Consider the following 13,149-nt stretch of genomic DNA (forward strand, 5'->3'; position numbering starts at 1 on the left):
CTATACTTACTATATAAGTGAGGTGCTTGAAATGGACGGTTTTGATAAAACAATGAAGTTTAGCATTCAAGATGAAAAACAGAGTGTCCATGTAAATGATGTACTTTTAACTGTGTATGATGCACTTCAAGAAAAAGGCTATAATCCGATTAACCAAATCGTTGGTTATTTATTAAGTGGAGACCCAGCATACATACCTCGCCATAAAGATGCACGAAGCATCATTCGCAAGCTTGAACGTGATGAGTTAATCGAAGAGCTTGTGAAGTCTTACTTGAAACATCATCGTGAGGAGTAGTTTATGCGGATATTAGGTTTAGATGTAGGTACAAAAACAGTCGGAGTTGCGATTAGTGACGAAATGGGCTGGACAGCGCAAGGACTAGAAACAATTAAGATTAACGAAGAACGAGGTCAATTTGGTTTTGACCGTATTTCTGAGTTAGTAAAACAGTATGATGTGGACAAAATAGTAGTAGGTTTACCTAAAAATATGAATGGTACAATTGGCCCACGTGGTGAAGCTTGCCAGCAATTTGCAGAAAACCTACGAGAGCTGTTACAATTAGACGTTGTAATGTGGGACGAGCGTTTGTCGACGATGGCAGCGGAACGTCTACTCATTTCAGCTGATGTAAGTCGTAAGAAGAGAAAGCAAGTCATCGATAAGATGGCTGCAGTCGTAATCTTACAAGGGTTTTTAGATAGTAAATAAGAGGTGACCAAAATGGAAGAAAATCAAATTACAATTGTAGACGAAAAAGGTAACGAACATTTATGTGAAATTATTTTCACTTTTGATGCTGAAAAATTTGGCAAAAAATCATACGTAGTCTTCTCTCCAATCGGTGAAGTAGACGAAGATGGAGACCAAATTTATGATGCAATGGCTTATGAGCAAAACGAAGAAGAGGGCGGAACTTTACTTCCAATCGAATCTGAAGAAGAGTGGGAAATGGTACAAGAAATGTTCAACACTCTTGCTGATGAGCAAGACGCAGAATAATAACCGCTGAGAAGATGGACGATATACAGTCCATCTTTTTTTTATCCCGCTATTTGCCGGACAGTAAGACCCCGCACCTCAAAATTTAGCGAAAGCAAAGAAGTTAGGCGGGCTGCCCTGCCCGTAAACGCCCGATTGGTGAAGGCTAATAATCAGTGGGAGTCGAATAAAATCCCCACTGATTAAAGTTTCACTTTATATGTAGAATGAAAGATTTTTTGTCGAAACTGTGTAATCCTTTGTAGTATAATGAGACGGATTGTACAAAAATAAGGTGTCTATCAAAAAACGATAGGTAAGTTTGCTATGTTTTTCCATCGCGTTGTATAGAAATATGTACATATGGCCTACAATTGAATAAGGAGGAAGAGTTTTGATAGAGAATCAAGTGAAAAAGAAGCGTAGACGCATTTTTTTATTTTCGATTATTGCACTGCTTTTAGTTTTTGGTTCAGTCTATGCGTATATTTCATCTGCATTAGGACCAGTTGATAGCGGGAATAAAAAAGAAATTGAAGTAGAAATCCCAAAAGGATCATCTACTAGTAAAATTGGTGAGATTTTAGAAGAAAAAGGTGCTGTGAAAAACGGTACAGTTTTTAGTTTTTATACAAAGGCTAAATCAAAAAATTTACAAGCTGGTACATATTTGTTGAATCCTTCAATGAGTGCTAAAGATGTCATTGAACAAATGTCATCGGGCAACGTACATCGTCCAGCTCTTTATAAACTGACGATTAAAGAAGGAGCGCAAGTAACTGAAATAGCAGAAGTGATTGCGACAGAATTAAAGTGGAATAAAGATGATGTTGTGCGTCAATTAAACGATAAAGCATTCGTTCAAAAAATGCAGCAAAAGTATCCGAAGTTATTAACGGATAAAATTTTTGATAGCAATATTAAATATCCGTTAGAAGGGTATTTATATCCTGCGACGTATTCGTTCTATAAGAAGGATACGACATTAGAAGAGATTGTGACTCCGATGCTGGAGAAGACAAATGCGATTATCGTCCAGAACGAGGCGAAAATGAAAGCGAAGAACTGGGATGTTCATCAGCTTTTAACATTGTCTTCACTTATTGAAGAAGAGGCAACAGGCTTTACAGATCGCCAAAAGATCTCTAGCGTTTTCTATAATCGTTTAGCAAAAGGTATGCCGCTTCAAACGGATCCAACGGTATTATACGCGCTTGGAAAGCATAAGCAACGTGTATTATACGAAGATTTAAAGGTGAATTCACCGTACAATACGTATGTTGTAAAAGGATTACCAATTGGACCAATTGCAAACTCTGGTAAAAATTCAATAGAAGCGGCGTTAGAGCCTGCGCAAACAGATTATTATTATTTCTTAGCTGCACCAAGTGGTGAAGTGTACTATGCGAAAACGTTAGAAGAGCATAATGCATTAAAGCAAAAATATATTACGAAAAAACAGTGAAATGGGGAGGGATCGCGAAAAGTGTCGCACATCCCTCTTTTTTGTGGTAAAATATATCGGGTTAAAAACTGGCAGAAGAATCGTTTTTAATATCAAAACGGGACGTACAAGCTAAAGGTAAAGCTGGCTTGTATTTTTATTGCATTCTATGTGTGAAAAGACGTCATAGAGGCACTTCTCCATGTAAATAAGGAGGACCATTTATGGAGGATGCAGTTAACGAGTACCTATTATCATTTATTGATCCAAAAGATAAATTAATTCTTGAAATGGAAGAATATGCAACAGAAAACCATGTGCCGATTATGGATCGACTTGGAATGGAATTTATGCTGCAATTTTTACGTTTAATTGGACCGAAAAGCATTTTAGAACTTGGAACAGCAATCGGTTATTCTAGTATTCGTATGATGGAAGCTATTCCAAATTCACGTATTGTGACAGTAGAGCGCAATCGTGAACGATATGAAAAGGCACTTGAATATATAGAACGTTCCCCAGTAACAGATCGCATTTCTGTTATTTACGGCGATGCGTTAGAAACGGGCGAACAAGTGCAAGAACATGGAACATTTGATGTTATTTTTATTGATGCAGCGAAAGGGCAATACCGTCGCTTTTTTGATTTATACGAACCGTTACTAAATCCTGGTGGCGTTATTATTTCAGATAATGTTATGTACCATGGCCTTGTAACGACTAAAGAGAAGATTGAAAACAGACGTACACGTGGTTTAATCCGTCGTATTAAGACGTACAATGAATGGCTTATGAACCATGAAGGATATGATACAACGATTTTCCCAATTGGTGATGGGGTAGCTGTTAGTAAAAAGAGAGGGTGACAAAGGTATGAAGAAACCTGAATTGTTAGTAACGCCAAAAACAGTGGCGGATATCGAACCTCTTGCGAAAGCAGGAGCAGATGCGGTAATGATCGGTGAGCAAAAGTTTGGTTTACGTTTAGCAGGGGAATTTTCACGTGAAGATGTAAAACAAGCTGTTCATATTGCACATGAAAATGGTGTGAAAGTATATGTGGCAATGAATGCTATGTTCCATAACGATAAAGTAGAAGAGTTAACAGATTATGTTGCATTTTTAAACGAAGTAAATGTAGATGCAATTGTTTTCGGAGATCCAGCGGTATTAATGGCTGTTCGCGAAGTAGCGCCAAATATGCAGTTGCACTGGAATACAGAAACAACAGCAACAAACTGGTTTACTTGTAACTACTGGGGACAAAGAGGAGCAAAACGCGCTGTATTAGCTCGCGAGCTTAGCCTAGATGAAATTGTTGAATTAAAAGAAAATGCTGAAGTGGAGCTTGAAGTCCAAATTCACGGTATGACTTGCATGTTCCAATCGAAGCGTTCGCTAGTAGGAAACTACTTTGAGTATCAAGGACGTAATCTTGACATTGAAAAGAAAAAATATGAAGAGAATATGTTCTTATATGATCCAGAGCGTAACAATAAATATCCAATTTATGAAGATGAAAATGGTACTCATATTATGAGCCCAAATGATATTTGTTTCATCGATGAATTAGAGGAACTAATCGATGGTGAAGTAGATAGCTTAAAAATTGATGGTGTATTAAAAAGTTCTGAGTACATTATCGAAGTAACGAAAAAATATCGTAAAGCAATTGATTTATGTGTAGAAGATCGTGATGCGTATTATGACGTGAAAGACGATTTATATAAAGAGATAGAAGAAATGCAACCAGTAAATCGTCCGTTAGATACAGGATTCTTCTTTAAAGAAACGGTTTACTAAACGAGGAGGGTGTAGGACATGACTGTACAAGAAATTTCACGAGTGATCGATGGCAAACGCGTTATTGTGAAGAAACCTGAACTGTTAATCCCTGCGGGTAACTTAGAAAAATTAAAAGTAGCTATCCATTACGGGGCAGATGCTGTATATTTAGGTGGACAAGAATTTGGTCTTCGTTCGAATGCAGGTAACTTTACGCTGGAAGAAATGGCAGAAGGCGTTGAATTTGCAAAGAAATATGGAGCAAAAATATACGTAACGACAAATATCTTTGCGCATAATGAAAATATGGACGGGCTAGAGGAATATTTAAAAGGGATTGAAAAAGCTGGCGTAACGGGAATTATCGTTGCTGATCCGCTTATTATTGAGACGTGCAAACGTGTAGCACCTTCTGTTGAGGTGCATTTAAGTACACAACAATCACTATCCAACTGGAAAGCAGCACAGTATTGGAAAGAAGAAGGTTTACATCGTCTTGTATTAGCTCGTGAAGCGAGCTATGAAGAGATGAAAGAAATTAAAGAAAAAGTGGATATTGAAATTGAAGCATTCGTCCATGGTGCAATGTGTATCGCATATTCTGGAAGATGTACATTAAGTAACCATATGACAGCACGTGACTCTAACCGTGGTGGTTGTTGTCAGTCTTGTCGCTGGGACTACGATTTAGTTCAAACAGTATCACAACATAAAGATGCAAAAGAGCTTCCTCTATTCCAAGAAGAAGATGCTCACTTTGCGATGAGTCCAAAAGATTTAAATTTAATCTTATCGATTCCGAAAATGATTGAAATTGGAATTGATAGCTTAAAGGTTGAAGGACGTATGAAATCAATCCATTACGTAGCGACTGTAGCAACTGTATATCGCAAAGTAATTGATGCGTATTGTGCGGATCCAGATAACTTTGAGTTTAAACAAGAATGGTTAGATGAGCTTGATAAATGTGCAAATCGTGATACAGCTCCTGCATTCTTTGAAGGGGTTCCAGGGCATCAAGAGCAAATGTTTGGAAATCATAGCAAGAAAACAACGTATGATTTTGCTGGTTTAGTGTTAGATTATAATGAAGAAACGGGCATCGTAACGATTGAGCAACGTAATCATTTCAAACCAGGACATGAAGTGGAGTTCTTTGGACCGGAAATAGAAAACTTTACGCAGACGGTGGAGAAAATTTGGGATGAGGATGGAAACGAATTAGATGCAGCGAGACATCCGTTGCAAATCGTGAAATTCAAAGTGGATCAACCAGTGTATGTGAATAATATGATGCGCAAAAGCATACTTCAATAAGAAAGAGTGATAGTCGAATGGGGACGAATAAGCCTGTTGTAATTGGAATTGCTGGTGGTTCAGGATCAGGTAAAACGAGTGTAACGAAAGCGATTTTTGACCATTTTAAAGGTCATTCTATTTTAATCTTAGAGCAAGATTATTATTACAAAGATCAAAGCCATTTACCAATGGAAGAGCGTTTAAAAACAAATTATGATCATCCGCTTGCGTTTGATAATGATTTGTTAATTGAACATTTGCAGCAGTTGCTTGCATATGAGCAAATTGATAAGCCTGTATATGACTATACATTGCATACGCGTTCAGAAGAAGTTATTCCAGTTGAACCGAAAGATGTAATCATTTTAGAAGGAATTCTTATTTTAGAAGACCCACGTCTTTGTGAGTTAATGGACATTAAGCTATTTGTTGATACAGATGCGGACCTTCGTATCCTGCGTCGCATGCAGCGCGATATTAAAGAGCGTGGTCGTACAATGGATTCAGTTATTGATCAATACGTAAGTGTTGTACGTCCAATGCACAATCAATTTATTGAGCCTTCTAAGAAATTTGCGGATATTATTATCCCTGAAGGTGGACAAAACCACGTTGCAATTGATATTATGGTGACAAAAATTGCAACAATTCTTGAACAAAAAGTAAATTTGTAATAGCATAGTAAAAGATATACGATAGGAAGGGATTTTTTCCCTTCCTATCGAATACAATGAAACATGCAACCTCATCTATATATAGGTGAGGGCATATTTATATCAACTTTCCATACATATCTTCTTTATATAAAGAAGAATTGGAAATACGGGGTTGTATGTGACAACTCCACTAGTGCACGCGTGCTAGAAACCTCCGCTCTACATATAAGCGGGGGAGTTTTCATATGGAACTCCTCTTTTTTTCGGGGGATTGGTATATAAAAGGAGTGGAAAATATGGCAACAGAAAAAACATACCCTATGACGCAAGAGGGTAAGCAAAAGCTAGAGAACGAACTTGAGGATTTAAAAACGGTAAAACGTAAAGAAGTTGTAGAGCGCATTAAGATTGCACGTAGCTTCGGAGATCTTTCTGAGAACTCTGAGTACGATGCAGCGAAAGATGAGCAAGCGTTCGTAGAAGGACGTATTACACAATTAGAAAACATGATTCGTAACGCAGTTATCATCACAGATAACGGTGAAGAATCTACTGTTGTTACATTAGGTAAAACAGTAACATTTAAAGAGTTACCAGGTGGAGATGAAGAATCTTACACAATCGTAGGTAGCGCAGAAGCTGATCCATTTGAAGGAAGAATTTCTAACGATTCTCCAATCGCTAAAAGCTTATTAGGTAAGCAAATTGGTGAGAAGGTAGCAATTCAAACTCCAGGTGGAGAAATGCAAGTAGAGATTATCTCTGTAAAATAAAAAAAGATTCTCCNNGGAGAATCTTTTTTTATTTTTATTGTATCTGTAGAATGAAAAACTTGTATGAACATTCGAATGATTCGACAAGAAATGTCAAAAAAATATTGTCAGCTTTGATATCATAATTAAGAACTATAGGTTTTAATAGGGAAAAGGGGCTAATTATGAAACATAAAATCTTTACAGGACTGGTTTGTAGTATATCCATATTAGGGCTCGTTGCATGTGGAACGAATGAGGAAACTACATCATCAAAGGGCGAAAAAATAAAGCAAGAAGAAAAAAAGCAAGAAGAAAAAAAGGATACTAGAGCAACTGAGAGTTCAAAAAGCGTAGAAAATCCACAAGATAAAAAGGAATTTGATGATTTTGACGTAGCGTATCAATTAGCTATTGTGATGAAAATGTTTCAAAATGTAACAATTAAGTATGATTATGCGATTGGGAATCCAGATTATTTATTGCGAGATTCAATGGATCAAAAAACAATAGATGATATGAAGAATATGTTGCAAGAACAGGCGAAGAATAATGATAAAATTTTAAAGGATGAAGTGAATCAAGCATACACATATTTAAAACAATCGAAAGTAAGTAATAAAGATGATATTCAAAAAATAATAGATGCAGAAAATAATTACTTACAAATTGTAGATAAAATGATTGCTTGTATTGATTCTGTAACAGTCGAGAATGCTAAAGAAAAAAGAAGTGAAATGAATAATTTAAGTGAGGAATATTTAAAAGTAGCGGCTAACGTGACAACTACTGTAATTGAAGCTGCCAAAAACTCTGGAGTGAATGAAACAGAATTTAAATCGCTTCTTATGAAATTTCTAGAGCAGCCAAAGAAGCAATAACAGCTTATGTAATATGTTTTTTGTTTTGTAGCTTGTATAAATAAAATGGTACCTCGTCTAAACTACAATAGACGAGGTGTTTTTTATGGAAATAAAACGGAGAATTACAATTGTTTTAATTTGTTTTATATGTTTCATGTTGTTATTACTTTGTCGTTTAATTCAAATACAAATTATAGATACAGAATCATTTACGGATCGTAAGATTAATTTAATTGAAAAAAGTGTTACGCAACGGACGCAATCTATTACGATAGATGATGGAAGAGGGCGTTTTATATATCAGAACGGTAAGGAAATAGATGAGGAAAAGTATCCGGTATTAATTATTTTTCCATTTTTACAAATAAAAAATGGCATGTTAGAGAAAATTGCGCATATCATTGGTTTGTCGAGACAAGAGATCGAGAATCAAATGAAAGATAAGAAAAATGCCTTTGTATTGCAAAGAGGAACTGGTCCATTTCGATTGACACAAGAGCACATGGAAAAGGTGAATCAATTAAATGTATTAGGTGTTGTAGCAGCCGAAGTTCGATTAAAGAAAACTGGAGCGATGAATCATTTAATTGGCGATGTGGGAGAGAATGAACAAGAATTTCAAAAGCGATACGGAGAAGTGAAAAAAATTTCAAAGCAAACGCCAATCGGTATTTCTGGATTACAGCAATCATTTGATGAATTTCTATTGACTGATGGAGAGGTAAAGGTATTGTATCAAGTGGATCGACAAGGGGAACCGATTTTTGGAAAACAAGCGAAATATACTTCACCAGGAAATCCATTTTATCCAGTTACGATTCAGACTACTTTACATAAAGAATTGCAGCAAAAAGCAGAACAGGCAATTGAAGAAAGTGAAATAAAGAAGGGGGGATTAGTATTACTTGATGTAAAGAAGAATGAAATTTTGGCGATGGTCAGCAAACCATCTGTACAAATGAAAGATAAGAATTTATATAAGACTACACTTGAAAATCAAATGTTAACACCACATTTTCCAGGCTCTGTTTTTAAAACAGTAGTTGCCGCGGCAGCGATTGATCAAAATGTGAATGTATTTAACCGTACATTTAATTGTGATAAAGATTTATATGGTGAAAATCGTCCGCAAGTTATGATGGGTACAATTAGTTTTAAAGAGAGCTTTGCTAGAAGCTGTAATAGGACGTTTTCAGAGTTAGGTAATGAGCTAATACAAAAGGATAGGACGGTGCTAGAAACTTATGTAGCGGCTTTAGGGGGCGCTGGAAAGATTGGGTGGAAAGGTTCGGTATTTCATACAGATCGTTTTGAGCAAATACCTGAGGAGAAGGGTGCTACTATTTGGGGGAGTGAAGTAAATAAGAATAGTAAAAAAGCAGTAGCACAAACAGCAATTGGACAGAAAGATGTACGTATATCACCTTTAGCGATTGCAAATATGATGGCGACGATTGCTAGAAATGGAGAACCGATGGAAGTGAAAGCTGTTGAAAAAATAGTGTACAAAAATGGAACGGATTTTTTTACATTTGAAAACCATACATTAAATGGAAAACAGCTTTCGTATGAAACAGTAAAAACATTACAAGAGTTATTAAGAAGCGTTGTAACAACGGAAAAAGGAACAGGAGCAGCATTCAGGTCGTTACCATTAAGTGTCGCCGGAAAATCTGGGACAGCGCAAACAGGAAAAGGAACGAAAGTGAATCGCTGGTTCGCGGGTTATTTTCCATATGAAAATCCAAGATATGCTTTAGTTGTCGTCGATATAGAAACTGATAGCAATATAAATAAAGTTACACCTGTTTTTAAAGATGTTGTAGAAGCAATTTATCGATTAGAGAATGAAAAGTAATCTTGCAATTTATAGTAAAATGTTTTCATTTCATGAAAATATTATTGTAAATGTTCAACCTTTCTAGATTTAATGTTACAATAGCAAGTATGAAAAACTGCATGGAGGTTTGAAGAATGGCAGGAGGATCTAGATTCCAACAGAAACAACAAAAACGTCGTCAAAACGGTGTTTTAAATATTGCAATTGCTATTGTGTTACTATTAGTAGCTATTGTAGCATACCAATTGTTTGTTCCTAATACGAAAGAGCAAGCATCTTCTACTGAAAAGAAAGTATCTCAACAAACAACAAAGAATGAGAAGGCTGGAAAATCAGAAGATAAAGAATCTACTAAGAAAAAAGAGCAAGCAGAAGCTAAACAAAAAGAAGAAGAAGAGAAGCTAAAAGCTGAGGAAGAAAAGAAAAAAGCTGAAGAAGAAGAAGCTAAATCTAATGAAAAAGTACCAGCTGAAAAAACACAGCCACAGGCAACAGATGCTTATACGAAATCTTCTTGGAAGCCAGTAGGAACAGAACAAGGTGCAACACCTGCGATGACGTTTAAAAAAGGTACAGCAGATTGGAATGAGATGAATCAAGCCATTTCAGCTGCAATTGACGTTCCGGTAGAGCAATTAGTTATTCATAGAATCGGAAATAACGGTAAGAATAAAGCTTACGGCAACGTACAAGATAAGCAATCAGGTAAAAAATATTATGTAAATATTGATTGGGTAGAAAATGAGGGCTGGAAACCAGTACTTGTTCAAACGCTAAACTAAAAAAGAGAAGCTCCNNGGAGCTTCTCTTTTTTAGTTAGCGTAATTTTTTTAATTTAAAATGAACAACTGCGCTATAATACGGTCTTTTGCTTTCGGGATCCATAACCATTTGATGTGAGATGTGATGGACTTCAAGCATAAGTGCTTTATTATTATCGATTTGTTCACTAATTTTTCGTTCTAAAGAAGCTAAGTCTCCCGCTTCAAAAAATTCTACTTTATCTTCTAACATTTCAAAGGTAAATGACACGAAGACGACCCCTCTCCTATGTAATCCCCTATAGTGTAACAAAGAAAAGAAGGAAATACCATGTGCATTTCAATTGACATTTTTAGAAAGAGGGCATATCATACTGATAAAACCGATAAGAAAAAGGGGAATTTTTATGGGTACAGAATTTAATGGTTTATTTGATGAGTGGGCTCATACGTACGACTCATTCGTACAAGGTGAAGATATACAATATAAAGAAGTTTTCGCCCGTTATGAGGACATTTTAGAGGATGTAGTTAACAAGTCATTTGGTAATGTATTAGAATTTGGCGTTGGTACTGGCAATTTAACAAATAAATTATTACTTGCCGGCCGCACAGTTTACGGTATAGAACCGTCACGTGAAATGCGCAGTATTGCTAAAGAGAAATTGCCAAAAGAGCTTTCCATTACAGAAGGTGATTTTCTTTCGTTTGAAGTCCCAAATTCAATTGATACAATTGTGAGCACCTATGCATTTCATCATTTAACAGATGAAGAAAAAAATGTAGCGATTGCGAAGTATAGTCAATTACTAAACAAAGGTGGTAAAATAGTGTTTGCTGATACGATATTTACAGATCAAGATGCATATGATAAAACTGTTGAAACAGCAAAACAAAGAGGTTTTCACCAGTTAGCAAACGATTTGCAAACAGAATACTACACACGTATTCCTATCATGCAATCTATTTTTGAAAGCAACGGCTTCCATGTAACGTTTACGAGATTAAATCATTTCGTTTGGGTAATGGAGGCAACTAAGCAATAGAAAGAGGGATTAGATTGAGAATTGCTGTAATTGGAGCAATGGAAGAAGAAGTACGTATTTTACGTGACAAATTAGAACAAGCAGAAACAGAAACGGTTGCGGGTTGTGAATTTACGAAAGGACAATTAGCAGGACATGAAGTAATCTTGTTAAAGTCTGGTATTGGTAAAGTAAATGCAGCGATGTCAACGACAATTTTATTAGAAAGATATAAGCCTGAAAAAGTAATTAATACTGGTTCAGCTGGTGGATTCCATCATTCTCTAAATGTTGGAGATGTCGTTATTTCAACTGAGGTTCGTCATCATGACGTAGATGTAACAGCATTTAACTATGAGTATGGTCAAGTACCAGGAATGCCGCCTGGATTTAAAGCTGATGAAGCGTTAGTTGCATTAGCTGAAAAATGCATGCAAACAGAAGAAAGTATTCAAGTTGTAAAAGGTATGATTGCAACAGGCGATTCATTTATGAGTGATCCGAACCGCGTTGCAGCCATTCGTGATAAATTTGAAGATCTTTATGCAGTAGAAATGGAAGCAGCAGCTGTTGCACAAGTATGCCACCAATATGAAGTTCCGTTTGTTATCATTCGCGCACTTTCTGATATTGCGGGTAAAGAATCAAATGTTTCATTTGATCAATTTTTAGATCAAGCAGCTCTTCATTCTACAAACTTTATTATAAAAGTACTAGAAGAGTTAAAGTAATGTAACAAAAAGGCAACTGTCTCATATAAAGAAAATACATACAGTTGCCTTTTCTTTATTGGCAAATAAGGGGGAGAACACGATGAATGTATATCGTGGAGTTCATGAGTTAATTGGTCATACACCAATTGTAGAAATTACTCGTTTTTTACTTCCGAAAGGAGTCCGTTTATTTGCAAAGCTTGAATTTTATAACCCAGGTGGAAGCGTTAAGGACCGTTTAGGAAGAGAATTAATCGAAGATGCACTAGAAAAAGGGCTTGTTACGCAGGGTGGAACAATTATTGAACCGACTGCTGGAAATACTGGTATTGGACTGGCACTTGCAGCGTTAGAACATGATTTACGCGTCATTGTTTGTGTACCAGAGAAATTTAGTATTGAAAAACAAGAATTAATGAAAGCATTAGGTGCAACGGTCGTGCATACACCGACTGAGCAAGGAATGACCGGTGCAATTGCAAAGGCAAAAGAATTAGTTAGCGAAATACCGAATTCATACTCTCCAAGTCAATTTGCGAATGAAGCAAATCCTCGTACGTATTTTAAAACACTAGGTCCTGAACTTTGGGATGCACTTAACGGAGAGATTAACATATTTGTTGCAGGTGCAGGGACTGGCGGTACGTTTATGGGAACTGCGTCTTATTTAAAAGAGAAAAGTATTGATATTAAAACGGTTATTGTAGAACCAGAAGGATCTATTTTAAATGGTGGTAAAGCGGGTTCACATGAAACAGAAGGAATTGGTCTTGAATTCATTCCGCCATTTTTAAAAACATCGTATTTTGATGAAATTCATACAATTTCTGATCGAAATGCATTTTTACGTGTGAAAGAATTAGCGCAAAAAGAAGGTCTTCTCGTTGGAAGCTCTTCAGGAGCAGCATTTCATGCAAGCTTACTTGAGGCGGAAAAGGCAAAACCAGGTACAAATATTGTAACGATTTTTCCGGATAGTAGTGAGCGCTATTTAAGTAAAGACATATACAAAGGATGGGAATAAAA

16 protein-coding genes are annotated in these 13,149 nt (G+C 36.2%); 15 read left to right on the plus strand and 1 reads right to left on the minus strand.

Annotated features, from left to right (window positions below; all coding sequences use genetic code 11):
• Window positions 1-31 precede the first annotated feature (31 nt).
• The 12 genes from COE49_RS11145 (at window position 32) to COE49_RS11200 (ending at window position 10,406) form a co-directional block, all read left to right on the plus strand.
• Complete coding sequence (locus tag COE49_RS11145) at window positions 32-298, plus strand: IreB family regulatory phosphoprotein (protein ID WP_000348590.1); 267 nt, start codon at window positions 32-34, stop codon at window positions 296-298.
• A gap of 3 nt (window positions 299-301) precedes the next feature.
• The gene (gene ruvX, locus COE49_RS11150; protein ID WP_001221197.1) at window positions 302-715 is read left to right on the plus strand and encodes a Holliday junction resolvase RuvX; all 414 of its coding nucleotides are present in this window, start codon (window positions 302-304) and stop codon (window positions 713-715) included.
• Window positions 716-727: 12 nt separating this feature from the next.
• The gene (locus COE49_RS11155; RefSeq protein ID WP_098945906.1) at window positions 728-1,006 is read left to right on the plus strand and encodes a DUF1292 domain-containing protein; all 279 of its coding nucleotides are present in this window, start codon (window positions 728-730) and stop codon (window positions 1,004-1,006) included.
• A 373-nt stretch (window positions 1,007-1,379) separates the two neighbouring features.
• Window positions 1,380-2,450 (plus strand): endolytic transglycosylase MltG, encoded by a 1,071-nt coding sequence (gene mltG / locus COE49_RS11160; protein WP_088230653.1) that lies wholly within the window; start codon window positions 1,380-1,382, stop codon window positions 2,448-2,450.
• 203 nt (window positions 2,451-2,653) lie between these two features.
• Window positions 2,654-3,295 (plus strand): O-methyltransferase, encoded by a 642-nt coding sequence (locus tag COE49_RS11165; protein WP_088230652.1) that lies wholly within the window; start codon window positions 2,654-2,656, stop codon window positions 3,293-3,295.
• A gap of 7 nt (window positions 3,296-3,302) precedes the next feature.
• Window positions 3,303-4,232: a peptidase U32 family protein gene (locus COE49_RS11170; protein WP_088230651.1), complete on the plus strand. Its 930-nt coding sequence runs from the start codon at window positions 3,303-3,305 to the stop codon at window positions 4,230-4,232.
• Window positions 4,233-4,250: 18 nt separating this feature from the next.
• Window positions 4,251-5,531, plus strand: coding sequence for a peptidase U32 family protein (locus COE49_RS11175; protein ID WP_000217969.1), 1,281 nt, complete (start codon window positions 4,251-4,253; stop codon window positions 5,529-5,531).
• A 17-nt stretch (window positions 5,532-5,548) separates the two neighbouring features.
• Window positions 5,549-6,187 (plus strand): uridine kinase, encoded by a 639-nt coding sequence (gene udk / locus COE49_RS11180; RefSeq protein ID WP_000537082.1) that lies wholly within the window; start codon window positions 5,549-5,551, stop codon window positions 6,185-6,187.
• A gap of 278 nt (window positions 6,188-6,465) precedes the next feature.
• The gene (gene greA, locus COE49_RS11185) at window positions 6,466-6,942 is read left to right on the plus strand and encodes a transcription elongation factor GreA (RefSeq protein WP_000179964.1); all 477 of its coding nucleotides are present in this window, start codon (window positions 6,466-6,468) and stop codon (window positions 6,940-6,942) included.
• Between the two features lie 164 nt (window positions 6,943-7,106).
• Entirely contained in the window at window positions 7,107-7,802 is a 696-nt protein-coding gene (locus tag COE49_RS11190) for a hypothetical protein (RefSeq protein WP_088230650.1), read from the plus strand.
• 85 nt (window positions 7,803-7,887) lie between these two features.
• A complete protein-coding gene (locus tag COE49_RS11195; RefSeq protein ID WP_088230649.1) occupies window positions 7,888-9,642 on the plus strand; it encodes a peptidoglycan D,D-transpeptidase FtsI family protein in 1,755 nt (584 codons plus the stop codon).
• A gap of 116 nt (window positions 9,643-9,758) precedes the next feature.
• The gene (locus COE49_RS11200; protein ID WP_088230648.1) at window positions 9,759-10,406 is read left to right on the plus strand and encodes a YrrS family protein; all 648 of its coding nucleotides are present in this window, start codon (window positions 9,759-9,761) and stop codon (window positions 10,404-10,406) included.
• Window positions 10,407-10,440: 34 nt separating this feature from the next.
• Here COE49_RS11200 and COE49_RS11205 read toward each other — a convergent pair whose 3' ends face one another.
• The gene (locus COE49_RS11205) at window positions 10,441-10,656 is read right to left on the minus strand and encodes a YrzA family protein (protein WP_000010984.1); all 216 of its coding nucleotides are present in this window, start codon (window positions 10,654-10,656) and stop codon (window positions 10,441-10,443) included.
• 136 nt (window positions 10,657-10,792) lie between these two features.
• Here COE49_RS11205 and COE49_RS11210 point away from each other — a divergent pair, with 136 nt between their 5' ends.
• From COE49_RS11210 to COE49_RS11220, 3 genes are all read left to right on the plus strand, one after another.
• The gene (locus tag COE49_RS11210) at window positions 10,793-11,431 is read left to right on the plus strand and encodes a class I SAM-dependent DNA methyltransferase (RefSeq protein WP_088230647.1); all 639 of its coding nucleotides are present in this window, start codon (window positions 10,793-10,795) and stop codon (window positions 11,429-11,431) included.
• A 14-nt stretch (window positions 11,432-11,445) separates the two neighbouring features.
• Entirely contained in the window at window positions 11,446-12,141 is a 696-nt protein-coding gene (gene mtnN / locus COE49_RS11215) for a 5'-methylthioadenosine/S-adenosylhomocysteine nucleosidase (protein ID WP_088230646.1), read from the plus strand.
• Between the two features lie 82 nt (window positions 12,142-12,223).
• Window positions 12,224-13,147: an O-acetylserine dependent cystathionine beta-synthase gene (locus COE49_RS11220; protein ID WP_088230645.1), complete on the plus strand. Its 924-nt coding sequence runs from the start codon at window positions 12,224-12,226 to the stop codon at window positions 13,145-13,147.
• Window positions 13,148-13,149 lie beyond the last annotated feature (2 nt).

It is taken from the genome of Bacillus sp. AFS029637 (assembly GCF_002584985.1).
Lineage (GTDB): Bacteria > Bacillota > Bacilli > Bacillales > Bacillaceae_G > Bacillus_A.